This is a genomic window from Sphingobium sp. FG58 (genome assembly GCF_057809055.1).
On the sequence record NZ_JBMDJF010000008.1, the window covers coordinates 45,503 to 69,395 of the forward strand.

Consider the following 23,893-nt stretch of genomic DNA (forward strand, 5'->3'; position numbering starts at 1 on the left):
ATGAGCGACGCCCCGCATCTGTTGAGCGAGGATCAGGACGGCATACTGATCGTGACGCTGAACCGGCCCGACAAGCTCAATGCACTGTCGGCGCAGACAATGACGCTGTTCGAGCAGGCGCTGTTACGGTTCCGCGATACGCCGGAACTGCTGGTCATGCTGATCCGGGCGACCGGGCGCTATTTCTGTTCGGGCGCGGACCTGAAAAGCGGGGACGCCCCCGCCTATCCGCGCACGCCTTCGGGCATTCGCGAGAACCACCGGCTCAATCTCAACGGGATGCAGCGCATCTATGACGAGATGGAGCATATCGAAAAGCCGATCGTCAGCGCCATTCATGCGACCTGTGTGGGTGGCGGGCTGGAAATGGCGCTGTCGTGCGATTTCCGGCTCGCGGCGAAGAGCGCGGCTTTCTCTTTTCCCGAAGGCCTGTTCGGCGTGCTGCCCGCGTCCAATGGGGTCAGTCGCCTGACGCGCATTTGCGGGCCGCATTGGGCGCGCTGGCTGATCATGGGTAACCAGAAGGCGGATGCCGATAAGGCGCTCATCATGGGGCTGGTGCATGACGTGCTGCCCGATGAAGGGTTTGACGAGGCGGCGCTGAATTTCTGCCGTCACCTGACAAAGCAGAACGCCGAACAGATGGGCGCGGCCAAGATCGCGATCGAACTGGCGGCGGAAGTCGGGCCGTCCATGGGCCGCCATGTCGAGCGGATGGCCAATAGCGCGCTGATGCTGAACCCGGCCTATCTGGAAGGGATGGAGCGTTATCTGAAGGGTGTTGGCGGCAAGAAGGATTAGGACGACGCGGCCAGCGTCCGGTAATCGCGAATTCCCAGTTCCAGCAGCCGCGCTTCGGCGCGCAGCAAATGGGTGCGGCCGAGCGGGTTTGGCGCGTGCAACGTGTTTTGCAGGGCAACGTCGGTCGTCACCGTGACGATACGTTCCAGCCCCGTCATCAGCGCCGTCGCCATGCTGTATACCGGCGATTGCGGCTGAGCCAGTTCCCCGTCCATCTGTTCGACCATCAGCCGCATGACCGGCTGGGCTGCGCGGACACGATGCATCATCATCCGCTCATTCTGCGCATCGGCCATGCGGTTACGCAAATGGAGCAGGCGCGAATGTTTGACCCAGAAACCATGATAGGCGGTGACGAACGCCAATGTCCGCTCACCCAGATCCGCGTCGTCCCAGCGGGTGCGCAGCAGGCCGACATATTCATCCTCGGCCGTCGCCATCACCGGTTCCAGCACCGCCAGCAGCAATTCGGTCAGATCGTTGAAATAATTATAGAGCGACGTCATGCCCAGCGAGGTCTGGCGCGCCACCGCGCTCAGTGAAATCTCGACGTCGGGGGGACCGGCCAGCAGTTCGTTGGTCGCGGCCAGGATACGGTCGCGCGTGTCGCGCCCCTTGCGTCCCAGCCGCTGGCCATTCAGATTATGGCTGAGCGCCTTGGTCGCGGCGGGCGCGCGTGTGCGAGACGGCCTGGTTGCCCCCTGCTCCACCGCCGCTTCCGCCTTTGCGCTCACATTGCCGTCCTTTACTTGTCCGTCAGGCGCGCCATGCGATCAGTTTGGTTTCGAGAAATTCCTCGATTCCCTCCAGACCCCATTCGCGACCGATGCCACTGGCCTTGTAACCGCCAAAAGGCAAGTCTCCCGCGATGCACATGCCGCCGTTAACGCTGACCGATCCAGTGCGTATCCGCTTCGCGACCGCGATCGCGCGATCGAGATCGGCCGAATAGACGCCGCCGCACAGGCCATAGGCGCTTTCATTGGCGATGCGGACGGCGTCATCGTCGTCATCGAATGGGATGACTACCAGAACGGGACCGAAAATCTCCTCCTGGGCGATGCGCATGTCGTTGGTGACGTCGGCAAAGCAGGTCGGTTCGATGAAATAGCCGCTGCCCTTGTCGGGCCGCGCCTTGCCGCCTGCGAGCAAAGTCGCGCCTTCGGCAACGCCGATGTCGACATAGGACAGTACCCGCTCCATCTGCCGCTTCGACACGACCGGACCCATGATGTGGGCGGGATTGTCATAGTCGCCCCAATTGTCGCCGAAGCTGGCATAGGCGTGCTTGAGGACCGCCTTGGCTTCCTCATAGCGGCTGCGCGGGACCAGCAGGCGCGAATGGACGGCGCAACCCTGACCAGCGTGGAACACGAGCATCGACTGGGCGACGTCCATGGCGAAATTGGCGCTGTCCTCCAGCACGATCTTGGCCGATTTTCCGCCCAGTTCCAGAAATACGCGCTTCAGGGTTGCGGCGCCCTGTTCCATGATCCGCTTGCCGACGCCGGTGGAGCCGGTGAAGGAGATGAGATCGACGCGGGGGTCAGTGACCAGCATTTCGCCGGCCAGTGCCGCGTCGCTGCCGAAGATGACGTTGAGGACACCGGCAGGGAAGCCTGCTTCGCGCGCCAGTTCCCCGAAGATCGCGCCCATGCCCGGCGTGTTGGGCGCGGGTTTCAGGATCACGGTGCAACCCGCCAGCAAGGCCGCAACGACCTTGCCCACGTTCACATAGAGCGGCACGTTCCAAGGGGTGATCGCGCCGACGACGCCCACGGGTTCATAGACCGCCTTGCGCTGGGTTTCGAAGCCATAGCCGGTGCGACCGCCATAATCCTTGTCCCACTTCAACTGCGGGAAGAGGCGCAGATAATCGTCCCAGCCGTCGAGCGCCATATCGACATGGGCGCGTCCGACCGCGCCCAACGCTGCGCCTGCTTCATTCCGGGCAAGATCCGACAGGCGTTCACGATTCTCATCAAACAGGGCGCGCAGCTTCGTCACCAGTTCGACGCGCTTGGCGACATTGGTGGACCAGTCGGTCGTGTCGAAGGCACGGCGGGCGGCGGCTATCGCTTCATCGACATCGGCGGCCGACGCATCGGCGGCCTTGCCGACCGGCTCACCGGTCCAGGGGCTGATGACGTCGAAGGTCGCGCCGCCCTGTGCTTCGCGCAGCGCGCCGTCGATGAAAAGTTTGGCGTCGGGAAGAGTGGCCATGGCGTGTTCCTGTCGAAAGGCTTGGGAAAAAGGGAGGTCAGCGCTTGCGCGCGTTGAGGGCGACGATGCCCATGTGCAGGTCGGCGGGCATGTCGAGGATGGCGCGGAAGGCGTCCGTCACGCTGTTATAATGGCTGATGCCACGTTCGCGCAGGTTGATGCCGACCTTGGCATTTTCCTGGCCAAAGCGCATCGACACGTCGACCGGCCAACTGCTGCCGGTCTTGGTTTCATCCATCATCATGCCCGCCTGTACGGTGGTGACGCGGATGCCATCGGCCTCCAGTTCGCGCGACCACATGTCCGATACCAGTTCCAGCGCCGCCTTGCCCCCGGCATACATCCACAGCATCGGCATTTTGAGCGCGACGGATTCGCTGCTGACGTTGATGATATGCCCGCCGCCGCGCAGCAGCGGCAGTGCTTCACGGGCGCAATGGATCGGCCCGGCGACGTTGGTCATCAGCGACGTGACAATCTGGTCGTCGCGCACTTCGGCAAGAGTGAAGGGTTCATAGACGGCGGCGTTGTTGATGAGGACGTCGATGCGCTCATGCTGCGCGGCGATTGCCGCAAATGCGGTGCGCACCGAGTTAGGATCACCGACATCGCATTGCAGGGCGAGATGCGGCGCGCCCAGTTCCGCCGCGACCGCTTCGACCTTCGACAAGGTCCGGCCAAGCAGGATGACGGTTTCGCCGTCGCGCGCAAAGCGGCGGGCGAGCGCGCGGCCAAGGCCATCGCCGGCTCCTGTGATCACGATCGTCTTGGCCATATCCTGCTCCGCTTGTCCTGATTGTCGCTTCATTCCTTCCCGCACCGGCGCGCGCGCGGCAAGGGGGCTGGCCATCGCGCGCGCGATAGCTGCTTGGTGCTAGCCCACCGGGCGGGCGAAGTCGGTCGGATAGACGGACAGATCGCCATCATAGGCGATGCCGCCGGGCCAGAAATGCGTGCCGCTAACCTTGGCGAAATAATGGACCGTGCGCGCGACCGAGCCGGAGGCGGAGCGCGGCGCGAAAGCGACGCCGCTGGGGCTGACGCCGCGGGCGCGGGCGCTGAAATCCTTGACGGTGAACAGCAGATCGTCGGTCTGCTGCGCGCACAATACCAGGTCGCTGCCGGGGCAATAGCGTCTGGGTTCAAGCTGCACCGGCGACAGGCGACCGCGTTTCATGCCAACCTTGCCCGGCACGCGGGTGACTTCGGGGGAATGCACATTGTCATACCAGTGATGATATTCCGCTTCGCGCCCGGCGACGAAGTTGGCCAGGATGATGCTGACGCCGGAGAATGGCTGGTCGGGACGATGATTGGGGCTGAACGCCCAGTCGGCATACATGGCGTAGCTGTGGATACGCTCGCTTTCGTCGCTGTCGTCGATCAGCCCGGCGTCGCGCGCCTGCGCCAGCAAGGGGGCGAGCGCAGGCAGGTCTATTTCCGGGGTCGCCGTGTCATGTTCATAGACGCTCATATAGCGCCAGGGCTGCGGAATGTCGGGCATGATCTGCTGCGGCGTCAATTCATAGCGGTCGGCCGAACGAAAGCCACGCAACCGGGCAAGGTCGTCGCGATGCTGGCCGTCGAACCAGGCGGCATAGTCAGCCTCTCGTCCAGCGGGGACGTTGTGGAGGTGGATAGTGGTATGCTGTTTCATGGCCTCTGCCCTCTGGCGGCGCGCGCTATGGCGCTTGTTTGGCGCTAATCCAGCATGGACCGGGACGGCGCGCCAGAGGCTTGGACGCACTCGGCCGATTGATCGCCGGGGCAATGCGATCAGGGCGTGTCGGGCGGCGACACCATAGCCATGTGCAGGCGGGTCAGACGCGATTCCGCGATCAGCCAATCGCCGCCCACGCGAACATAGCGGTCATGATAATGGCCATAGCCGGTCAGCGTGCGCCCGTCGGGCCAGACCAGATGATCCATCATCGGCCAGATTGCGGTGGCGGCATCACCCGTCACCGCAATTTCGGGCATATGGACATGATGGACCGTGACTGCGGTTTCCAGCGACCCGCGGATACTGACGACGAAGGCGTCCCGTCCTTCTATGCGCGGTCCGCCCGATCCGGTGGCGTCCAGAAAAAAGTCTGGCGTGAACAGGGCCGCCCAGCCGTCCCAGTCCTTGCTGTCGAGCAGGCGGCAATAGCGCGCCTTCAGCTCGGAGATGGCCAGCCAGTCGGCAAAGTCTGGCGCGGCCATCAGAAACGGAAGCCGCGCATCTGGTTGCCGCCGTCGCACAGGATGACCTGATTATTGACGAAACTGCCTTCGTCGGAGGCGAGGAACAGGGCGAGGTTGGAGATGTCCTGGGCCGTCCCCTGCCGCTTGACCGACTGCATGGCTTTCAGCCGCTCCCAATTGGCGGGATCGACCCCTTGCAAGGCAGCTTCGGTTTCCATCAGGCCCGGCGCGATGCCGACGCAGCGTATCTCGTCCGCACCGAATTGCTGCGCCATGGCGTGGGTGAAAACATTGAGCGATGCCTTGGTGATGCCATAGGCGGTCGCGGGATTATAGCTGGCCATCGAGCATTTGTTGATGATGACGCCTTTCGCCTTAGCCAGTGCGGGGCGCAGCGCTTCGGCGAGCAGCATTGGGCCGAACGTGTTGACCGCGAAAAAATGCTGCCATTTCGCCATGCCCAGGCCGAAGAAGCCGCGCGCAATTTCGCCCGCATGCAGGCCTGCATTGTTGATCAGCACGTCGAGCCGGTCATGTGCGGCCAGCACGGTGGTGGCAAAGGCCGTGATGTCAGCTTCCTGCCCCATGTCGACACGGTGGACCGAGGCACTGCTGCCTAGCCCCTCGACCAGCGCCTTGCTCTCCGCCAGCCCCGCTTCGTTAATGTCGGCGAGGATGAGATGCGCGCCCTCGCCTGCGAACGCCAGCGCATGGGCGCGGCCCAGCCCGCCTGCGGAGCCTGTGACCAGCACGGTCTTGCCGCTGAAACGATCGGCCATGATCCTCTTGTCCTTTTTTGATTATTGCAGGCGGGTGAAGGTCACCCGCTCGATCCGCCAGCCCGTTGGGGTCAGGCGGAAAATGTCGCTATAGCGGCCCACGACGCTGTCGATCGCGCCGGTAGCGCGCCGCTTCATATGGCCCAGCACGGTCCAGTCGCCCGTCGCGCGGTCGCCATCTATTTCGATGCGGGGCGAATGGAGCATATGGATCATCCATTCGCTGTTCGCGCCGATCGCGGTGCAGAGAAAGTCCGTGATCGCCTGCGCACCCTCGAAAAGGCCCATGCCATAATCGCCGACGAAATTGTCCGCGAATATATCGGCAAGCAGGCGGCGCGCCTGATCCGGGTTGCTGGCGGACAGGTCGGCAGCGGCGCAATAACGGGCCTTCAGATTGGCGATCGCCAGCGCCTGATCCGCCTGATCACTCATGCCAGTTCGGCAGCCAGCTGCTTGACCACCAGCGCTTTCAGGTCCGCTGTTTTGATCTTGGCGCTGCCGGTCAGCGACAGATCATCCTCGTTGAAGAAGAGGACGCGGCGCGGCACTTTGTAGCTGGCCAGTTGCGCCTTGGCGAAGCTGCGGATCGCTTCCTCATCCAGTGGCGCGCCGAGATGGGGGACGATGCAGGTGACCACCAGTTCGCCCAGCGTTTCGTGCGGCACGCCCACGGTCTGGGTCACTTTGACGCCGGGGCAGGATTTGATGACGGTGTCGATCTCGATCGGGGAGACGTTCGCGCCGCCGGTCTTGATGATATCGTTGAGGCGGCCTTCCCAGTGGAGGCGACCATCAGCGTCGAACCAGCCGCCATCGCCGGTGTGGAAGAAACCGTCCACATCGACGCTTTCGTCCAGCGGCACGCCGATATAGCCCAGCATCAAAGTCGGCCCCTTGACCGCGATTTCGCCACGCTCACCAAGCGGCACGACCTGGCCGGTCAACGGATCGAGGATCTTGAAAATATTGCCGGGCAGCGGCGCGCCATGGGTGTCGGCGATCCGTTCTACCGGCGTGCCGGAATCGAAGATGGTGCTGATCGTGAAGGTTTCGGTATTGCCATAGGCGCTCATCGGCTCCTGCCAGTCGGTATTGACGGTCGGATGGCGGCCGAGCGGGTTGGCGGGATTCACATAATAGAGCGACGACAGATCGACATCGTTCCAGTTGGCCGCCGCCTCCAATTGCGTCCATTGATGCGGCCAGGCGAAAGCCATCGTCGCCCGCTCCCGCTCCATCAGGGTCAGCGCTTCTTCGGGCTGGAAGGTGGCTTGCAGGATCAGGCTGCCGCCCGATGACAGGGCGCCGCCGATTGCCATGGCGAAATTGCCCGACCAGAAGAAGCCATTGGCCGACCAGGCGCGAGCATCCTCCTTCGCGGCGAGAAAACGTTTCCAGCGCCACAGTTGCAGCGTGACGCCACGATGCATTGAGAGGATGCCCTTGGGCTTGGCGGTGGAGCCGGACGAGAAGAAGAGGACGCCGGGGTCCGCCGGGGTGACGGTAGCGGCGGTCGCATCGACCAGCGCCTGATCGACCGCATCGCCGCGCGAAAGGAAATCGTCCCAAGGCTCGATCATGCCATCGCCGCCGCCGACGCAGGCGATGTGGCGCAGGAACGGAAAATGCGGCGCGGCCAGTGCGCCGGGGGCAGCCGTCGCGATGGCCGGTTCCAGATCAATGAGGATCGCGGTAAAATCCTTCTTGAGGACTTTGCGCTCCATCAGCAGGACGTGGCAGGCCGAGGACTGGAGCAGATGGTCCAGTTCGGCAGGCGTCGAAAAGGTGCTGAACGTCGCGGCAACCCCGCCCGCCAGCGCGACCCCGAACACCGCCGAGAGAAATTCAGGGCGATTGGTCATCAGCACGCCGACGCGCATGCCCTTCCCCACGCCACAGGCGATGAGCGCGCGGGCGACCTGGTTCGCCCGCGCCCACAGATCGTCATAGGTCCAGCGGGTGGCGCTGTCCCCTTCATGCATCACGAGCGCTTCCGCCGGGCCGGAGCGGGCCGTGACTTCCCGCAACCAGCCGCTCAATGTCAGCGTCCCCAGCCCCGGCTCCTCACTGAGCGGGGGACCGGCGACGATCGAGAGCGGCTGGTCGGTCATGATGCGGTCTCGCTTTATCGCTTAGCGGTTCACATTGACGATGATGCGCCCGCGCACCTTGCCGTCGATCAGGTCGGCGGCAGCGGCAGGCGCTTCCGACAGGGGGATTTCATGGGCGATGACGCCCAGCAGCGCGGGGTCGAGATCGCGGGCCAGGCGTTCCCAGGCGGCCATGCGCGGTGGCTTGGGCGCCATCACGCTGTCGATGCCGAGCAGGCGCACGCCGCGCAGGATGAAGGGCATGACGGTGACGGGGAAATCCGCGCCCTGGGCCAGACCGCAGGCCGCAACCGCGCCGCCATAGCGGGTCTGGGCGCAGGCATTGGCGAGCGTGAAGCTGCCGACCGAGTCGACGACACCGGCCCAGCGTTCCCTCTGGAGCGGCTTGCCCTTTTCGGAGAGTTCAGCGCGGTCGATGACGCCCGCCGCGCCCAGCTGGGTCAGATAGTCAGCCTCCGCCGCCTTGCCGGTCGATCCGATGACTTTGTACCCCGCCTTGCTCAGCAGGGCGACCGCGACACTGCCCACGCCGCCAGTCGCGCCGGTGACGAGGATTTCGCCCTGATCGGGGGTCACGCCAGCTTTGACCAGCGCCTCGACACATAGCGCAGCGGTATAGCCGGCCGTGCCGATCGCCATCGCCTGCGCGCCGGTGAAGGCGGCGGGCAGCGGCACCAGCCAGTCGCCCTTGAGCCGGGCCACCTGGGCCAGACCGCCCCAATGGCCTTCACCCACGCCCCAGCCATTCAGGACCACCTTGTCGCCCGGCTTCCAGTCGGCATGATCGGATGAGCGCACGGTGCCGACCAGGTCGATGCCAGGCACCATCGGGAATTTGCGGACGACGGGCGACTTGCCGGTGATGGCCAGGCCATCCTTGTAATTGAGGGTCGAATAATCGACGTCGATCGTGACATCCCCTTCGGGCAGTTGCGCTTCGTCAATTTGGCTGAGCGATACGCTCTGCTTGTCGTCACTCTTGTCGATCACGATGGCTGAAAACATGGGTTAGTCCTTTTCCGAAAGGGAAGGTGATGGATCGGCAGCCGCCACGCCCTGCCGGAGGCGTTCGGCAACTTCGGGGAAAGATTCGGCGCGCAGCGATCCATACATGCACAGGCGCAGCGCCTCCTGCGCCATGCGGCGCGCGAGATGGCTGCGCTCATTATCATCGCGCGCGTGAGAGCGCGCCCAGACCGGCCAGAGAAAAGCCCCCGCCAGCATCATCACCGACAGCACTTCGACATCGATCCCAGGCTGCGCCAGGTCGGTGTCGGCGAAGCGTTGCAGCGACCCTTCATATTCGCGCCAGAAGGGATCGGCCATCGGATCGGGCGAGGCCAGCAGCTGGAGCAACCAGATGCGACAGAGTTCAGGATTGTCCATCGCGAAAATGGCGAGGCGATCGGTCGTGTCGGCAATGTCGACCTGCTCGACCCGTCGTTCGCCGATCGTTTCAGGATCGCCGAACACAGCCCGGAACATACTGTCGGATACGCCATCCGCCGTGGCGGCGATCAGCTTGTCGCGCGTTTCGAAATGCTGATAGGCGGTGCCGCGGTTGACCCCGGCGAGCGTCGCCACTTCCGCCAGGCTGATGCCTTCAGGGCCATGCTTGGCCAGCAGCGCCTGCGCGGCGTCCAATATCGCCTCACGGGTAGCTGCGGGGTCGCGAGCGCGTCTTTTGCGAATGTCCGTCATAGCGTGTGCCTCAATTGTCCTTCAGGCGGCTTCCCCGTCCCGGCACAAAGCATGTCGGACAGGACCACCCGGATAATCAACGTCCATGTTGTCCATCAGGCAAGGGCACGTCGTCACCATCATTCTGTTCAGCCGCTATCCCTGCCTGTGCGCCGGGGAGAGTCAAGCAGTCGGACGCTCCCGTCGCGGAACCCGACCGTTCATCGCTCCAGCGAAGAGCCATGCCGGTTTTTCAAGGCCATGACAGCAATCGGCCGGACAACCCGATGGGGCTGCCCGGCCGATCCCAAAGCCCTGAACCGGCCTGTCGTCGATCAGCGCGACCCGAACAGGAAACGCACGTTGATGCCAAATTCACGCGGCGGCGTGACCGTGGCGCCGGTGTAGGTGCTGTTGAAGGTCGCAGCGGCCGTCGTCGTGGCACCGGTAATCATCTGATAGCCGGTGAAGAGCGGCGTGGTACGCGTCAGCACCTTGGTCGTATCAAACAGGTTCTTGGCGAACAGGGCGATTTCCCAGCCGCCATCGGGCGAACGGATACCCGCATAGAGGTTGGCAAGGGCGTAGCCACCGACATCGTCGAAATTATTGCCGGGATCGCCCAGGGACTTGCCGTTATAGTTGACCAGCCCACGCAAGAACCCGTCGACCTTGCCCGACAAAGCGGTGTGATATTCGCTCTGCAAGGTCGCGGTGAAGGGCGGCATGAAGGACGAACGCTGCGAGACGGCGCAGCTCGACAGATTGTTCGCACCGACTGCCGCCTGCAACTGCGCCAGCGATGGCGCGGCACCGACCGTATCGGGGATGCCATCGGCGTTCAGATCGTTGCACGGGATGTTGCCGCCCTTGATCTTGCCCAGCGAATAGCTGGCGGTCAGGCCGACGTTGAAGCCGCGGGCGACATCGACGTTCAGTTCGCTTTCGATGCCGTTCACTTCCACCGGTACGGCACCGACGAAGTTGAAGGAACTGACCTGCTGCGCCGTGCCAGTCACGGCGCCAGTGGCGTTGCGGATCGCAACGGTGTTCACATAGTAGACGCCGTTATTGGGTACGCGATACGGGAAATTCTTGAAGGTCTGGTGATAGGCGGTGACGTTGAAACGCGCCCGGCCACCCATCAACGTACTTTTGAAACCAACTTCGTAGGATTTCGACGTTTCCGGCGGCAGGTTGAGGAAGCTGTTTTCCAGCGCCGATTTCGCGATGTTGAAATCACCCACAACATTGATGCCTGGCCGCATCGAGCTGCCGGTCGCGGCATAGACGAGGAAGTCGGGGGAGAAATTATGCTTCACCGACGCGTTGTAAATCACCTTCTTGAGATCCTGCGTATCAGCGGCGATCGTGTTGCCATTGACGGCCAGGAAATTGCGCGAGCTATATTTGATCTGGCGCAGACCGCCGGACACTTCCGTGCTTTCGCCGATATGCGCGGTCAGATTGCCGAAAATCGACTGTTCATGCGCCCGGCCCGTGCGCGCCACATTGGTGGTGACCACCGCCGCAATGGCCGGAGCCGCATTTGGCCTCACCAGACCCACGATCGTCGGCGAGGTCAGGTTGGTGGGCGGGTTCAGCTTGCTGTCGAAGAAGCCGACAACATAGTCAAAAATGCCTGCAACACGCTCTTCATTCTGAAGGCGGATTTCATGCGACGTACCCTTGGCCACGCTGCTGGTCGTCTGGTTGACGTCGCGACCGACGAAGAAATTGCCGTCATCGACATTGTCGGTCGAATAGAATTGCTGCTTGCTATACTGACCCTGATAGATCAGCCGCTGGCCCCACTGCGCCAGTTCCGCGCGCCAGTTATAGATGTCGAACCGCTGGTTGATGATCCGCGGCTGTTCCTGGATCGACAGGCGATCCTTGGCCGTGATCAGCACCGGGCTGGCAGCAGCGGCGGGATTGGCTTCGCTGAAGGAAATCGCCTGATCATAGGTCCGCGCATCGCGGTCCATATATTGATAGGTGCCTTCCAGCCTGATCCAGTCCGCCGGCTCGATCAGGCCAACGACGCGGTAGCTCTTGGTCCGCGAATGGGGATCTGGTGCGCCGGCGGTGCGCACCAAGGGGCGGACGCGATCGGCTTCATTTTCGTCCCACACGCCCGACACGCGGATACCGGCAATGCCTTCAATGACCGGTACGTTGAGCGCGCCCTTGAAGTTGAGCGTGCCGATGTCATTGGCGGTCCAGTCGGCATAGCCGCCAAACTGGTTGAGGTCGGGCTTGCGCGTGGTGATGGTGATCGAGCCGGACGGCGAAGCGCGGCCGCGCAACGTACCCTGCGGCCCGCGCTGCACTTCGATCTGGCCGATGTCGTACATTTGCTGGAGGATCACGCCCGGCGAAATCGGCGCGTCGTTGAAGTAGAATTCGACCGTACCGTTGTTACCGCTGGCATTGGCGTCGAAATTGACGCCGCGCAGACGCGCATTGCCGCCGATGCCGTTGGCGTTGGTGGTCAGTTCCAGACCCGGCGCCAGCGATTTGACTTCGGCAAATTCACGGAAATTGAGGTTGGCGATCGACTGGGCGGTCACCGCGTTGATGACGGCCGGAACGTCCTGCACATCTTCTTCGCGGCGACGGGCCTGCACGATGATCGTGGGCGCGTCGAACGAGGAGTCCTGCGGCGCTTCCTGCGCCATTGCCTGCATCGGCAGGGTCAGGGCCGCCATGCTGGCGCCCATCAGATAATAGGCTGTCATGCGCTTCATAGAAATGTCCTCCCCAAATAGGCGCCGCCCCGAATCATGCTGTCCGGCTGGGCGCGATCGTCATTGTGCTTTTGTGAGGGTTGTTATGCCCGATAATGTCGGCTTGCGGAGTCGCTAATGAACAGGGGTGTTTATATATCGCCGCTGCGATTCTGACGCGATTTATGGCCCGTTTCCCAGTGCCTAGTCGGGAGGGCCGAAACGGAAGATAACCAGCTTGTTGCCGTCCGGGTCGCGGAAGTAAGCGCCGTAGAAGCCGTTGGGATCATCGCCGCGGATGCCGGGTTTGCCTTCGCACTGGCCGCCAAGGTCAATCGCCTTGGCGTGGACGGCATCGACCAGCGCGCGGCTGTTGGCCTGGAGGCCGATCTGGTTGCCGTTGCCGGGGGAGGCGTCGCCAGCGAAGGGCTTGCCGATCAGCAACATGCCGCCGTCGGCCGCCTTATAGGCCACGACGTCGGGCCGGTCGAAGGCGCGGACCGCGCCCAGTAGCGTGGCCAGTTCGTCATAGAAGCTTTTGGCGCGATCAAGGTCGTTTGTGCCGAAGCGGGCCAGGGTGATCATGCCGGTCGTCCTCCCATAGCGGCCCAGCGGTCGGGCACCATCCATACATATTCGGTATAATGGCCAAGCCATGGCCGGGTATCGAGATAGAGAAATTCGAGCATCCCCGGCGTGCCGCCTTTCAGGACGACGGGAAAGGGTTGCTGATCGACCCGCGCCATGAAGGCGTCCCAATCATCCACCAACTGGCAGACATGATGGAATGTCAGGCTGTCATCGGCGGGTAGAGCGTCGCGATAGAGCGACAGGACATCGCCTTCGATCGGCTGGATCAGTTCACATTGCAGGTCGCCGACCCAGACGAAGGCGAGTTTCTGGACGCCGACGCCTTCGCCCTGCGGGGTCCACAGATTGACCGAGACTTGCGTTTCCAAAAGGGTGCGGATGTCGGCGCGTTCCTTGAACTCTGCGACGGCCTTGTCGACGTTTCGGGTCACATAGGCGTTTTGATAATGGCGACCGACGATCATCGTCCTGCCCTCCCCTGATCTGTCATTTTGATTATCCCGACAGTGAGTTGGACAATGTGAAGCGGTTTTTCCAAGACCAGTTTATGTCCTTATCGAGACATACTATCGCTCTCAAGCCACAGGTCGGAGCTGGCGCTGGCGGAATTGGCGCGGGGTGGAGCCGGTAGCGCGGCGGAAGGCGAAGGCGAAGCTGGACGGGGAGGCAAAGCCGAGCGCGAAGGCGATTTCCTTGATGCTTTCACTGGTGGCCAGATGGCGCTTGGCCATGTCGATGCGGGTCTGGGCGATATGGTCGCCGATCGAATGGCCGCGCGAGGCGCGAAACCCGCGGGTCAGCTGGCGCGGGGACATGTTGCACAGGGTCGCCAGCTCCTCCAGCGCGGGTGGCGGGCCGGGCTGATGCAGCCGTTCGTCGATGCGGCGCAGACGCCAGGAGGCTAGACCCCCGCTGATCGGTCCCTCGGCAATCGCCTGACAATAGCGCGCGACCTCGATCGCGAGTTGCTGGGCGATGAGTTCGGCCAGGGTCGCGCTACCCGAACCGGGATGGCGCACCTCTTGCGCCAGGCGGAGCAGGCAGGCGCGCATATGCGGGTGGGCGATGTCGAGGCCTGCCGCCAGCCGCCGGTCGGTCCATTCGATGCCACCGTCATCGAGCCAGCGGTCGATGGCCTCGGCCGGAATTTCACACACCACCGATGCCTGCCGCCCACCCGATTCGCTGCGGATATGGATCGCTTCGCCAGGCGGCACGAGGAAGATTTCGCCCAACGGTTCGTAGCGATGCGGTCCCCATCGCTCCCGATAGCAGCCGCGCGCCTTTTCCGGGCGGGGGGTCAGGCACAGGTCGAGCCAATAATGGTCGGCGCGGCGGAACAGCCGGTCGGTCGGCTGTTCCAGACGCAGCCGCATGATCCGCACCTGCGCCGAGGGGACGATCAGTTCCGCCTCGAACATGGATTGGGCGTAAGTTTCGTTTCGCGGCATCGCCCTCACCTCCCTGTTTGGTCTTGGCCCTATCGGTGGATTATGGCCTGATATCTACAGTCAGGTCAATTGCGGGGCAGCCCGTGCTGACCGACAATCGCCGCCAGCACAGGACCGCCAAGGGGCGGCGACATTCTTTCATAGGAGAGCGACAGGTGGCGGGTCTTTTCGACTGTTCGGATAAAGTGACGCTGGTGACCGGCGGCAATGGCGGCATTGGTTTGGGCTTTGCACGCGGGGTCGCCAAGATGGGCGGCAAGATCGCCATCTGGGCGCGCAATGCGGAGAAGAATGAGGCGGCCAAAGCGGACCTGCTGGCAGCGGGCGCAAGCCGGGTCGAAACCTATCAGGTCGACGTGGCCTCCGAAGAAGCAATCATTGCAGGCTATGCGCAGCTGCTCGCCGATTTCGGGCGGGTCGATTGCGTATTCGCCAATTCCGGCCGCGCGTCACGCAGCCGGTCAGTGCTGACACTGGATTCAGCGGAATGGCATGATTTGATGGCGGTGAACCTGCACGGCGCCTTCTTCACCCTGCGCGAAGGAGCCAAGGCGATGGTCGCGCGGGCAGAGGCTGGCGAGCCGGGCGGGAGCCTGGTCTATTGCGGCAGCCTGTCGATGTTTCACGGGATGCCGGGCATCAACAATTATGCCGCGTCCAAGGGCGGCATGGGCGCAGCGGTGCGTGGCATGGCGGCGGAACTGGGCAAATATGAGATCCGCGCCAACAGCATCGCGCCCGGCTATGTCAAAACGGGCATCGGCGGCGATCAGGGCATGACGGAGGAGATGAAGGCGCGCATGGCCGCTGTGGACGCGCATTTTTCCGCCAAGACGCCGATCCACCGGCCCGGCGCGATCGAAGATTTTGAAGGGATCGGTGCCTATCTCTGCTCCGACGCGTCGCGCTTCCACACCGGCGATACCATCGTGATCGACGGCGGCAGCCTGATCTATCCCCCCTACGCTTTCTGATCGGAACCGCCCTTATGCGCCTGCTCACCATTCATGACGTCAATGACGTGCGATTGGACTCCTATGAACGGCCCGAAGCCGGGCCGAAGGATGTGGTCGTCAAGATGAAGGCCTGCGGCATTTGCGGCAGTGACCTCAGCTACATCAAAAATGGCGGCATCCCGACGCCGGGCAAACGCACCGCGCTGGGCCATGAAGGCGCGGGCGAATTGATGTTCGTGGGCGATGAAGTGACCGGCGTGTCGGTGGGGCAGAGCGTCATCATCAACCCGATGATGACGCCCAGCTATATCGGCAGCGGCGGGCCGGAAGGAGCGTTTACCGAGGAATTGCTGGTGCGCGACGCCCGGCTGGGCGACAGTTTGCTGCCCATTCCCGACGGCCTCCCCTATGATGTCGCGGCGATGTGCGAGCCGCTATCGGTCGCGATGCACGGGGTCAACCGGGCGCAGGCCAAGGCGGGCGACAAGATCGTGATTTTCGGCTGCGGGCCGATTGGTCTGGGCATGATCCTGTGGGCGGTGGACCGGGGGTGCGACGTGATCGCGCTGGATCTGGCGGAGGAGCGGCTGGAGCGAGCGCGGGCGCTGGGGGCGACGACGATCAATCCGGCCAGCGAGGATGCGATCGCCCGGATCAAGGCGATCCACGGCACGGTCATGGTGTTCGGGCGGGAGAAGTCGCTGACCGACGCCTATATCGACGCGGCGGGTGCGCCATCGATCCTGCATGATGTGGTGACGCTGGCCAAGAGCCATGCGCGCCATGTCATTACCGCCGCCTATCTCAAGCCCATTGAACTGCCCGCCGGGCCGATGCTGACCACCGAAATGACGATCACCACGGCGGTCGGTTACCCGACCGAAATGCCCGACGTGATCGCCGCTATGCCGCGTTTGAAGGACAAGATCGCCGCGCTCATCAGCCACACATTGCCGTTCGACCGGGTGATCGAAGGGCTGGACATCGCCGCGCGGCCACAATCGGCCAAGGTGATGATCGAATTTGAAAGCGCCAGCGCATGAGCGAGAAGCAACAGACGCCCCCCCAGACTCCGCTTGGCGCGCTGGTGATGGCGGGTCAGGGCCAGAGCGACGCTGAGCGGATCGGTGACGGCATCTTCATGGTGAAGGATATTTCCAACGCCTATCTGGTGACGACGGGCGACGGCGACCTGTTGGTCAATACGGGCTTTCTGGGTAATGGCGCGCGCAACAAGGGGCTGTTTGCCGCGCATCGCACAGGGCCATTGCGGCGCATCATCGTGACGCAGGCCCATGCCGACCATTATGGCGCGCTGCCCGACCAGAAGGAGGACGGCACGCAGATCATAGTCGGGGCGGGCTTTACCGAGACGGTGGATTATTTCGACCGGCTTGCGCCGTTCCTCGGTCGCCGGTCGGGCAAATTATGGGCGTCCATGACCCGGCGCGACGGGCCGCCGCCAAAGCCGCCGGTGATTGTGCCGGATGTGGAGGTCGCGACCACGCTGGCGTTCGAACAGGGCGGTCGCCGGTTCGAGGTGGTCAAGACGCCAGGCGGCGAAAGCCTGGATTCGGTATTCGTGTGGATGCCGGGCGAAAGGACCGTCTTTACCGGCAATCTGTTCGGCCCGGTGTGGCGGGCCATGCCCAATCTGGTGACGATGCGCGGCGACAAGCCCCGGCTGGTGCGCGCCTATCTGCGGTCGGTCGAGCAGGTGCGGGCGCTGGGCGCGGAACTGTTGATTACCGGCCATGGCGATCCGATCCGGGGGGCAGAGACGATCCGCGCGGACCTCGACGCGATGCACGCGGCGGTCAGCTATCTGGAGCGCGAGACGATCGCGGGGATGAATGCGGGCCGGACGGTGCAGGATCTGATGCGCGAGATTGCCCTGCCCGCCGATCTGAAAATCGGCGAGTTCCACGGCAAGACCAGCTGGGTGGTGCGCGCCATCTGGGAGGAAAATAGCGGCTGGTTCCACTATGCCGATGGCACCACGGCGCTCTATGGCGTGCCGCGTTCGGCGGTGAGTGCCGATCTGGTCGAACTGGCGGGTGGCGCAGGCGCGATCGTGGGCCGCGCCCATGTTCATGCGGCGGCGGGTCGACCGCTGGAGGCGCTGCATCTGATCGACATCGCGCTCGGCGTGACGCCCGATCATGAGGCTGGCCTGACCGTACGCAAGGCCGCGCTGGAGCAATTGCTGGCCGCGAGCGGCAGCACCAACCTGTCGGAAACCATGTGGCTGAAGGCGGAAATCGCCGAGACGGAGAAACGCCTCGCCAGCCAAACAGATAAGGGAGAAGGATGATGACCACCACAACCGCAGGGCTGGACGCCGATGCACTGATCGCCGCCGCGCGTGAACAGACGGGCCTTAATGATCTGGGCGACGATGCGATATTGGAGGGGCTGCATGTCCTGATCGACGCGATCAACCGGGAAGCCAAGCTGACCGAGGCGGCACAGGGCCGCTGGGCGCAGCAGATCATAGCGACGCTGGCGAACCGCTTGCAGGTCGAGGATTATCTGGCCAGGCATCCTGCGCTGCTGGACGCGCCGGTCGAAAAGCCGCTGTTCGTATTCGGCCTGCCGCGCACGGGGACCACGCTGACGATCAATTTGCTGAACGCTGATCCGGTGCGGCGTTGCTTCCTGCGCTGGGAAGCGTTCAACAGCGTGCCGCCTGCGGCCAAGGGCGCGCTGAGCAGCGATCCGCGCTATGTCGCGGAGCAGGCGCGGCTCGACATGATGCTCCAATATGCGCCGCATATTTCGGCGATGCATCATGAGGATGCCGACAGCCCGACCGAGTGCCAATTCTCGATGTCGCCATCCTTTTGCGCGCAATATTATGACTCGGTCCTCAATATTCCGAGCTATCAGAAGTGGTTGTTCTCCACGAGCTATCTGCCTGCCTTCCGCTATCAGAAGCGGCTGTTCCAGCTGTTGCAGGAAAATAATGGTGGGCAGTGGACGCTCAAGAACCCGTGGCATCCGCTGTTTCTCAACGACCTGACCACCATCTATCCCGACGCGCAGCTGGTGATGACCCATCGCGATCCCGCCGATGTCGTCGCTTCGGCGTGCAGCCTGGTCTATCAGGTGCGCAAGATGTTCAGCGATGATGTCGACCCGGTCGAAGTCGGCAAGTCGCAACTGCGCACCTTCGACCTGATGATCGAGCGGATGATGGCCTATCGCGAGAAGCATGGCGCGGAGTCGATCCACGACATCCCATATGACGCGCAGCTGCGCGATCCGATCGGCGAGATGAAGCGGCTCTATGCGCGGTTCGACACGGAGCTGACGGCAGAGGCGGAAACCGCGATGCAGGCGATGCTGGACGCCAATCCGCAGGGCAAGCATGGCAAGCATAGCTATGACCTGGCCGATTACGGGCTGGACCGCGCGGGCATCCATGCGCATTTCAAGGATTATACCGAGCGGTTCGGGATCAAGTGTAAGGTTTGAGGCTGCAATCAAGCACCGTTCGTCCTGAGTAGACGCTGAGCTTGTCGAAGCGGCATATCGAAGGATCAGGCACAGCGCTTGATGCTTCGATACGAGCCTTCGACTCCGCTCAGGCTCTACTCAGCACGAACGGTTTTGGGTGCTTTACCCCGCCCGCGCCATCGCGAAGCAGTAGCGCAGATGGTCCATATGGCCGTCCGGCACGGGCGGGAAATGGAGCGCGTCGTCGGTGGCGCGGATGGTGTCGAGATTGTCCGCGACCTGTTCGATGGTCCAGTCGGGGCGGAACATGCCCTTGCTTTCCATCGTATAGGCGCGGGCGACGCGGCCTGCCATGGCGATCAGCATTTCGCCCGATACCGCGCAATTTTCATGCGCCAGATAGCCGACCGTGGGGGCGACCAGGTCCGGGTCCATCGGTGGATAGGCGCTGGTGTCGAGGCCATCGGCCATGCGGGTGACCGCGCCGGGCAGGATGATGTTGCTCTTGATATTATGCGCTGCCCCCTCGATCGCGGCGACGTTGGACAGTCCGGTCATCGCGGCCTTGGCCATGGAATAATTGACGACGCCTGCATTGCCATAGAGGCCGTTGATCGATCCGGTCAGGACGATGCGGCCATAATTGGCAGCCGTCATATGCGGGAAGGCCGCGCGCACGACGTGAAAAGCGCCGCGCATATGAACGTCCAGCACCGTTTCGAAATCGGCATAGCTCAAGTCATTGAGCGATCCGCGACGGACGATGCCGGCATTGTGGATGAGGATGTCGATGCGGCCATAATGGGTGATGGCAGCGTCGATGATGGCCTGCCCGCCTTCCGGCGTCGCGACACTGTCGGTCGAGGCGATGGCGTCGCCCCCGGCGGCGCGGATGTCATCGACCAAGGCCTGGGCGGGACCGGCATCGCGCCCCTCCCCCTGCATCGACACGCCCGGATCGTTGACGATGATCCTTGCGCCGCGCGCCGCCAGCAAGAGCGCATAGGCGCGGCCCAACCCACGGCCCGCCCCGGTGATCGCGGCCACCCGGCCGTCAAAGCGCATTTCATCCATCCTGCGACCCTCTCAACTCACTTTGGCCCGATCTTAGCGGTACGGACGCAACGAAAAAGGGCCGCCGCCGCATATCGCTGCGGCGACGACCCTTCCTCTCCTACCCCTGGAGGATCAGGCTGGCTTGCTGGGCAATTGCGCGATCGAGGTGCCGAAGGCCGAGACTTCACCGCGATGGGTGGTCGCCTGCTGCTGGATCTCGACGAACTTCTTGCCGTTTTCCTCGAACTTGCGGATCACGCTGCCGTCGATGTAGATCGCGTCGCCATCGGGATTGTGGCGGCGGATCTGGCACTTGCTGCGCGTCAGGAAGCCATCGTCACCGATCCAGTTGGTGATGTGGTGGGTCAGCCAGCTGCAACGCTCTGGACCATAGTCATAAGCCCCCGGCGCGCCGACTTCGAGCGCGAAGGCTTCGTCCCAGTGAACCCGCTCAGGGCAATCCGGCACGTTGAAGCGGTTGCGGATGCCCAGGCCAGGATGCGCCTGCTGCATCTGGTTGGCGAGCTTGTTGGCGCGGATGTAGAGGCCGCCCCACCCTTGAGCATAGCAGATGAAGCCGGTAACCGTCATCGGTCCCTTCATCATGCGCGGCAGTTCGTCGCCGACCTTCACATCTTCCCAATAACGGGGAACGGAGCCGCGAATTTCTTCCTCCTGATACAGGCGGGTGAATTCGGCCAGTTCTTCCTCGGTATATTGCTCCACGCGGCCACGGGCTTCGGTATATTTGGTGCCGCGTTCGCGGGCTTCGTCGCGGTCGGTGCGGAATACCCAGCTGTCGCCTTCGGCCACCTTGTCGCCCGACTGGTTGAAGAAGTCGACATGGTAGATCTGCTGGAACGAACGGCCGGCAAACTTGGTCTGATGCTCGACCAGATCCTTGAGATAGGCCTCCGTGCGGATCGTGTCGTTACGCAGCACCGGCTTGTGCCAGGTCCAGTCGGCACCCGCCCACATGGCGTGGACGCCCGACAGGCCACCGCAATAGCCCGAAATGATGCGGCTGGTGGTGAACAGGAAGCTGGGCAGTGCGACGACCGAGCCATATTTGGTCTTTTCGGCATAGGCCGGGTCGCACCACAGCGGGTTATCGTCGCCAATGCCATGGGCATAGTGGCGGATCGCGTCGCGGGTCGCTTCATAATTCCACGGTTCGACCGTATTTTCGATCTTCACGCCAATGCGCTTGCGCAGATCGTCGAGGCCTTCCTCGGTGATCTTGGGGAATTTATTGGTGGGGGCTTCCGCCAAAGTTGCCATATTTCTTCTCCTGGGGTTCAGTTGACGAGTTCGGCTGCTTTTGCAGCCTCACGATCTCGAAGGATTTTGCGGTGGACTTTCCCCGCCGGGGTCTTGGGCAGTTCGGTCACGAATTCCACGACGCGGGGAAATTCATGCTGGGCGAGTTTTTCGCGGGTAAAGGTCTGGAGTTCCTTCACCAGCGCGTCGCTGCCATCGACATTGGCGATGACGAACGCCTTGACCACCTGCCCTCGTTGCGGATCGGGCACGCCGATGACGGCACATTCCAGCACGGTCGGATGCTTGAGCAGGGTGTTTTCAATCTCCACCGCGCTCATCGTCCAGCCAGCCGAAATGATGACATCGTCGGCGCGGCCGCAATGGTAGAAATAGCCGTCGGCGTCGATCTTCGCGCGATCCTTGGTGGTTTCCCACTTGTCGCGCCGCCACAGCATCAGTTCGCCGATTTCGCCGGGGTCGGACGACGTGCCATCGGGGCGCTGCACTTGCAGTTTCTGGCCCGGCACCGCCTTGCCAAGCGAGCCGGGCTTGACGGTGAAATCGTCGGCACCGGGATAATTGACCAGCACCACGCCGATTTCGGTGGTGCCATACATGGAGCAGGCAGGCACCTTGAAATAGGTGTCGATGAAGTCGAGCGTCGCCGGGTCGATCGGTTCGCCGGTGTAGGACAGCTTCTTGAAATGGAAGCTGTAATCGCCTGCCTTGCCGCTATTCTTCATCATGCGATAATGGGTCGCGGCAGCCGACATGTTGGTGATGCCATAATCATCCAGCGCCTTCATCAGCCGCACCGGATCGAACCGGCCCGCAAAGGTGCCGGTCGTCACGCCCATGCCCAGCGGGGCCAGCGTGCCGTGCCACAATCCATGACCCCAGGCGGGCGAGGAGGGGCAGAAAAATTCGTCGCCCGGACGGATGCCAGTGCCGTAGAGCGCGGCAAACATCAGCGTCACGAGCGCGCGGTGGCTGTGCTTGACGGCTTCAGGCAGTTCGCGAGTGGTGCCGGACGTATATTGGAACACGGCCAGGTCGTTCGCTTTGGTTTTCGGCGTGTAGGTCGCGGGATATTTTTCAATCTCGTCCAGCAGGCCATCGTCGGCGACGACGACGCGCGGGCCGTTCATGCTGCGGGCAAGGTCCGCCTTTTCACTATTGGTGATCAGGATCGTCGGCTTGCAGTCATCGACCCGCAGGCGCAGCGCATCGGGGCCAAACAAAGTGAAGAGCGGCACCGAAATCGCGCCCGTCTGCATCGCCCCGAACAGGCAGACATAGAAAGGTAAGGAGGGTTCAAGCATGAACGCGATGCGTTCGCCGGGTTGAACGCCCTCTGCATCGAGCCAATGGGCAAAGCGCGCCGCGCCAGCCGAAATCGTGTCGAAGCTCAATATTTCGTCGCGGCCATCAGCGTGCGCGATCCGCACCGCAGGACGGCCCGATCCATCGGCATGGCGGGTGATGCACTCATGCGCGATGTTCATCTCTTCGCGGTTGCCGTCGAACAGCTCCCATGGCGCATTGGACGTCGCATGGGCCTGCGCATCGGCATAGCTGCTATAGTCGGTGAGCTTCACCATCACATATATCCATTCACTATATCGAACAGGCTTGCGGCCCGCCTCCACGGTGATTGCTGGATGTCATACCGACTCATCTGTTGTAAATGGTGAATGATGTTCGATATTTTGAATGACAGCTGATCGGCGGTGCGATAGGGATGGACCATGAGCGATCCCCTGCCCCCTGCCCGCCCCCGGCCACCCTCCACCGTGCGCAAGGTCGCCAATGCGGTGAAGGACAGCAAGGCGCCCGCCATCACCCGTGCGGCGGCGATCCTGCGGCTGCTGGGCAAGAGCGATCGACCGCTGGGGGTGCAGGCGATTGCCAAGGAATTGGGGCTGGTGCCGTCCACCTGCCTTTATGTGCTGCGCGCGCTGACGGAGGAGGAACTAGTGTCGTTCGATCCCGACACCAAACGCTATGCGCTAGAGGCAGGCGTGCTGACGCTGGCGCGGCACTGGTTGCGGCGCGACCTGTTCAACGATCTGGCGCAGCCCCATCTCGATCGGCTGGCGGGGCGTTTTGGCCTGACCATGTTGGGGGTGCAGGCGGTGGGGCTGGACCATATGATCGTCGTCGCCATGGCGCAGTCGGGCAGCGGGTTTCAGCTCAGCACGCAGGTCGGGAGTCGTTTTCCGGCGTTGATCAGTGCGACGGGGCGCTGCATCGCGGCCTTTGGCGATTATCCGGTTGAAGAGTTGAAGGCGCGGTTCGACCAGTTGCGCTGGGACGATCCACCTGCCTTTGACGATTGGATGGAGCAGTTGCGCCAGACCCGTGCGCAGGGCTTCGCGGTCGATGAGGGGCAATATATTGCGGGCGCGACCGTGGTGTCCGCGCCGGTGTGGAAAGGCGCGGGACGCCCGGTTCATGCGCTGGTCGCAATCGGCATCGGCGCGGCGCTGGGGCGGGAGCTTGGCGCGTTGCAGGCGGCGCTCGTGGAGGCGGCGGGTGCTTTGTCGGGGCAGTTGGGCGGCGGCGCTTAGCACAAAATCCGTTCATTTCGAGCGAAGTCGAGAA

Annotated in this window: 23 protein-coding genes; 6 read left to right on the top strand and 17 right to left on the bottom strand. The window is 63.0% G+C overall.

Annotated elements, in window-relative coordinates; all coding sequences use genetic code 11:
- The gene (locus ACODR8_RS11700) at positions 1-801 is read left to right on the top strand and encodes an enoyl-CoA hydratase/isomerase family protein (protein WP_489007394.1); all 801 of its coding nucleotides are present in this window, start codon (positions 1-3) and stop codon (positions 799-801) included.
- Here the strand turns inward: ACODR8_RS11700 and ACODR8_RS11705 are convergent.
- The 14 genes from ACODR8_RS11705 to ACODR8_RS11770 all read right to left on the bottom strand — a co-directional run bounded on the left by ACODR8_RS11705 (position 798) and on the right by ACODR8_RS11770 (position 14,555).
- A complete protein-coding gene (locus ACODR8_RS11705) occupies positions 798-1,535 on the bottom strand; it encodes a TetR/AcrR family transcriptional regulator (RefSeq protein ID WP_489007395.1) in 738 nt (245 codons plus the stop codon). The genes ACODR8_RS11700 and ACODR8_RS11705 overlap by 4 nt on opposite strands.
- A 22-nt stretch (positions 1,536-1,557) precedes the next feature.
- Positions 1,558-3,024: an aldehyde dehydrogenase family protein gene (locus ACODR8_RS11710; RefSeq protein ID WP_489007396.1), complete on the bottom strand. Its 1,467-nt coding sequence runs from the start codon at positions 3,022-3,024 to the stop codon at positions 1,558-1,560.
- Between the two features lie 37 nt (positions 3,025-3,061).
- A complete protein-coding gene (locus tag ACODR8_RS11715; RefSeq protein ID WP_489007397.1) occupies positions 3,062-3,799 on the bottom strand; it encodes an SDR family oxidoreductase in 738 nt (245 codons plus the stop codon).
- A 99-nt stretch (positions 3,800-3,898) separates the two neighbouring features.
- Complete coding sequence (locus ACODR8_RS11720) at positions 3,899-4,681, bottom strand: hypothetical protein (protein ID WP_489007398.1); 783 nt, start codon at positions 4,679-4,681, stop codon at positions 3,899-3,901.
- A 119-nt stretch (positions 4,682-4,800) separates the two neighbouring features.
- Positions 4,801-5,229, bottom strand: coding sequence for a nuclear transport factor 2 family protein (locus tag ACODR8_RS11725; protein WP_489007399.1), 429 nt, complete (start codon positions 5,227-5,229; stop codon positions 4,801-4,803).
- On the bottom strand, positions 5,229-5,990 hold the full coding sequence (locus ACODR8_RS11730) for an SDR family NAD(P)-dependent oxidoreductase (RefSeq protein ID WP_489007400.1): 762 nt from the start codon (positions 5,988-5,990) through the stop codon (positions 5,229-5,231). Before ACODR8_RS11730 ends, ACODR8_RS11725 begins: the two co-directional genes overlap by 1 nt.
- A gap of 21 nt (positions 5,991-6,011) precedes the next feature.
- On the bottom strand, positions 6,012-6,425 hold the full coding sequence (locus ACODR8_RS11735; RefSeq protein WP_489007401.1) for a nuclear transport factor 2 family protein: 414 nt from the start codon (positions 6,423-6,425) through the stop codon (positions 6,012-6,014).
- Entirely contained in the window at positions 6,422-8,104 is a 1,683-nt protein-coding gene (locus ACODR8_RS11740) for a class I adenylate-forming enzyme family protein (RefSeq protein ID WP_489007402.1), read from the bottom strand. The genes ACODR8_RS11735 and ACODR8_RS11740 overlap by 4 nt, the downstream gene beginning before the upstream one ends.
- Positions 8,105-8,125: 21 nt before the next feature.
- On the bottom strand, positions 8,126-9,109 hold the full coding sequence (gene acuI, locus ACODR8_RS11745) for an acrylyl-CoA reductase (NADPH) (protein ID WP_489007403.1): 984 nt from the start codon (positions 9,107-9,109) through the stop codon (positions 8,126-8,128).
- Between the two features lie 3 nt (positions 9,110-9,112).
- Positions 9,113-9,805, bottom strand: a complete 693-nt coding sequence (locus ACODR8_RS11750; protein WP_489007404.1) for a TetR/AcrR family transcriptional regulator — start codon at positions 9,803-9,805, stop codon at positions 9,113-9,115.
- 314 nt (positions 9,806-10,119) lie between these two features.
- Positions 10,120-12,534: a TonB-dependent receptor gene (locus ACODR8_RS11755; RefSeq protein ID WP_489007405.1), complete on the bottom strand. Its 2,415-nt coding sequence runs from the start codon at positions 12,532-12,534 to the stop codon at positions 10,120-10,122.
- A 183-nt stretch (positions 12,535-12,717) separates the two neighbouring features.
- Complete coding sequence (locus tag ACODR8_RS11760) at positions 12,718-13,098, bottom strand: VOC family protein (RefSeq protein WP_489007406.1); 381 nt, start codon at positions 13,096-13,098, stop codon at positions 12,718-12,720.
- On the bottom strand, positions 13,095-13,568 hold the full coding sequence (locus tag ACODR8_RS11765; RefSeq protein WP_489007407.1) for a VOC family protein: 474 nt from the start codon (positions 13,566-13,568) through the stop codon (positions 13,095-13,097). The genes ACODR8_RS11760 and ACODR8_RS11765 overlap by 4 nt, the downstream gene beginning before the upstream one ends.
- A gap of 111 nt (positions 13,569-13,679) precedes the next feature.
- On the bottom strand, positions 13,680-14,555 hold the full coding sequence (locus ACODR8_RS11770) for a helix-turn-helix transcriptional regulator (RefSeq protein ID WP_489007408.1): 876 nt from the start codon (positions 14,553-14,555) through the stop codon (positions 13,680-13,682).
- 155 nt (positions 14,556-14,710) lie between these two features.
- Between ACODR8_RS11770 and ACODR8_RS11775 the strand changes: the two genes are divergently transcribed.
- Genes ACODR8_RS11775 through ACODR8_RS11790 form a run of 4 tightly spaced genes read left to right on the top strand, consistent with a single transcriptional unit; the run spans position 14,711 to position 18,988 of the window.
- Entirely contained in the window at positions 14,711-15,529 is an 819-nt protein-coding gene (locus ACODR8_RS11775; RefSeq protein WP_489007409.1) for an SDR family NAD(P)-dependent oxidoreductase, read from the top strand.
- 14 nt (positions 15,530-15,543) lie between these two features.
- Positions 15,544-16,554 (top strand): zinc-dependent alcohol dehydrogenase, encoded by a 1,011-nt coding sequence (locus ACODR8_RS11780; protein ID WP_489007410.1) that lies wholly within the window; start codon positions 15,544-15,546, stop codon positions 16,552-16,554.
- Complete coding sequence (locus tag ACODR8_RS11785) at positions 16,551-17,825, top strand: MBL fold metallo-hydrolase (RefSeq protein WP_489007411.1); 1,275 nt, start codon at positions 16,551-16,553, stop codon at positions 17,823-17,825. Before ACODR8_RS11780 ends, ACODR8_RS11785 begins: the two co-directional genes overlap by 4 nt.
- On the top strand, positions 17,825-18,988 hold the full coding sequence (locus ACODR8_RS11790) for a sulfotransferase family protein (protein ID WP_489007506.1): 1,164 nt from the start codon (positions 17,825-17,827) through the stop codon (positions 18,986-18,988). Before ACODR8_RS11785 ends, ACODR8_RS11790 begins: the two co-directional genes overlap by 1 nt.
- Before the next feature lie 144 nt (positions 18,989-19,132).
- On the opposite strand, the gene ACODR8_RS11795 is transcribed toward ACODR8_RS11790, so the two are convergent.
- The 3 genes from ACODR8_RS11795 to ACODR8_RS11805 form a co-directional block, all read right to left on the bottom strand.
- Positions 19,133-20,044 carry an SDR family NAD(P)-dependent oxidoreductase gene (locus ACODR8_RS11795; protein WP_489007412.1) on the bottom strand — a complete coding sequence of 304 codons (912 nt, stop codon included), beginning with the start codon at positions 20,042-20,044 and terminating at the stop codon, positions 19,133-19,135.
- 114 nt (positions 20,045-20,158) lie between these two features.
- The gene (locus tag ACODR8_RS11800) at positions 20,159-21,307 is read right to left on the bottom strand and encodes an FAS1-like dehydratase domain-containing protein (protein ID WP_489007413.1); all 1,149 of its coding nucleotides are present in this window, start codon (positions 21,305-21,307) and stop codon (positions 20,159-20,161) included.
- 17 nt (positions 21,308-21,324) lie between these two features.
- Entirely contained in the window at positions 21,325-22,890 is a 1,566-nt protein-coding gene (locus ACODR8_RS11805; RefSeq protein WP_489007414.1) for an acetate--CoA ligase, read from the bottom strand.
- A 147-nt stretch (positions 22,891-23,037) separates the two neighbouring features.
- On the opposite strand from ACODR8_RS11805, the gene ACODR8_RS11810 reads away from it, so the two are divergent.
- Entirely contained in the window at positions 23,038-23,859 is an 822-nt protein-coding gene (locus ACODR8_RS11810; protein ID WP_489007415.1) for an IclR family transcriptional regulator, read from the top strand.
- Positions 23,860-23,893 lie beyond the last annotated feature (34 nt).

Bases quoted from the DNA above. Each gene is read 5' to 3' on its own strand.
- ACODR8_RS11760 (WP_489007406.1), bottom strand. From the start codon at position 13,098: ATGATCACCCTGGCCCGCTTCGGCACAAACGACCTTGATCGCGCCAAA.
- ACODR8_RS11805 (WP_489007414.1), bottom strand. From the start codon at position 22,890: ATGGTGAAGCTCACCGACTATAGCAGCTATGCCGATGCGCAGGCCCAT.
- ACODR8_RS11735 (WP_489007401.1), bottom strand. From the start codon at position 6,425: ATGAGTGATCAGGCGGATCAGGCGCTGGCGATCGCCAATCTGAAGGCC.
- ACODR8_RS11725 (WP_489007399.1), bottom strand. From the start codon at position 5,229: ATGGCCGCGCCAGACTTTGCCGACTGGCTGGCCATCTCCGAGCTGAAG.
- ACODR8_RS11750 (WP_489007404.1), bottom strand. From the start codon at position 9,805: ATGACGGACATTCGCAAAAGACGCGCTCGCGACCCCGCAGCTACCCGT.
- ACODR8_RS11710 (WP_489007396.1), bottom strand. From the start codon at position 3,024: ATGGCCACTCTTCCCGACGCCAAACTTTTCATCGACGGCGCGCTGCGC.
- ACODR8_RS11755 (WP_489007405.1), bottom strand. From the start codon at position 12,534: ATGAAGCGCATGACAGCCTATTATCTGATGGGCGCCAGCATGGCGGCC.
- ACODR8_RS11740 (WP_489007402.1), bottom strand. From the start codon at position 8,104: ATGACCGACCAGCCGCTCTCGATCGTCGCCGGTCCCCCGCTCAGTGAG.
- ACODR8_RS11730 (WP_489007400.1), bottom strand. From the start codon at position 5,990: ATGGCCGATCGTTTCAGCGGCAAGACCGTGCTGGTCACAGGCTCCGCA.
- ACODR8_RS11765 (WP_489007407.1), bottom strand. From the start codon at position 13,568: ATGATCGTCGGTCGCCATTATCAAAACGCCTATGTGACCCGAAACGTC.
- ACODR8_RS11700 (WP_489007394.1), top strand. From the start codon at position 1: ATGAGCGACGCCCCGCATCTGTTGAGCGAGGATCAGGACGGCATACTG.
- ACODR8_RS11720 (WP_489007398.1), bottom strand. From the start codon at position 4,681: ATGAAACAGCATACCACTATCCACCTCCACAACGTCCCCGCTGGACGA.
- ACODR8_RS11790 (WP_489007506.1), top strand. From the start codon at position 17,825: ATGACCACCACAACCGCAGGGCTGGACGCCGATGCACTGATCGCCGCC.
- acuI (WP_489007403.1), bottom strand. From the start codon at position 9,109: ATGTTTTCAGCCATCGTGATCGACAAGAGTGACGACAAGCAGAGCGTA.
- ACODR8_RS11770 (WP_489007408.1), bottom strand. From the start codon at position 14,555: ATGCCGCGAAACGAAACTTACGCCCAATCCATGTTCGAGGCGGAACTG.
- ACODR8_RS11785 (WP_489007411.1), top strand. From the start codon at position 16,551: ATGAGCGAGAAGCAACAGACGCCCCCCCAGACTCCGCTTGGCGCGCTG.
- ACODR8_RS11800 (WP_489007413.1), bottom strand. From the start codon at position 21,307: ATGGCAACTTTGGCGGAAGCCCCCACCAATAAATTCCCCAAGATCACC.
- ACODR8_RS11810 (WP_489007415.1), top strand. From the start codon at position 23,038: ATGAGCGATCCCCTGCCCCCTGCCCGCCCCCGGCCACCCTCCACCGTG.
- ACODR8_RS11780 (WP_489007410.1), top strand. From the start codon at position 15,544: ATGCGCCTGCTCACCATTCATGACGTCAATGACGTGCGATTGGACTCC.
- ACODR8_RS11795 (WP_489007412.1), bottom strand. From the start codon at position 20,044: ATGGATGAAATGCGCTTTGACGGCCGGGTGGCCGCGATCACCGGGGCG.
- ACODR8_RS11715 (WP_489007397.1), bottom strand. From the start codon at position 3,799: ATGGCCAAGACGATCGTGATCACAGGAGCCGGCGATGGCCTTGGCCGC.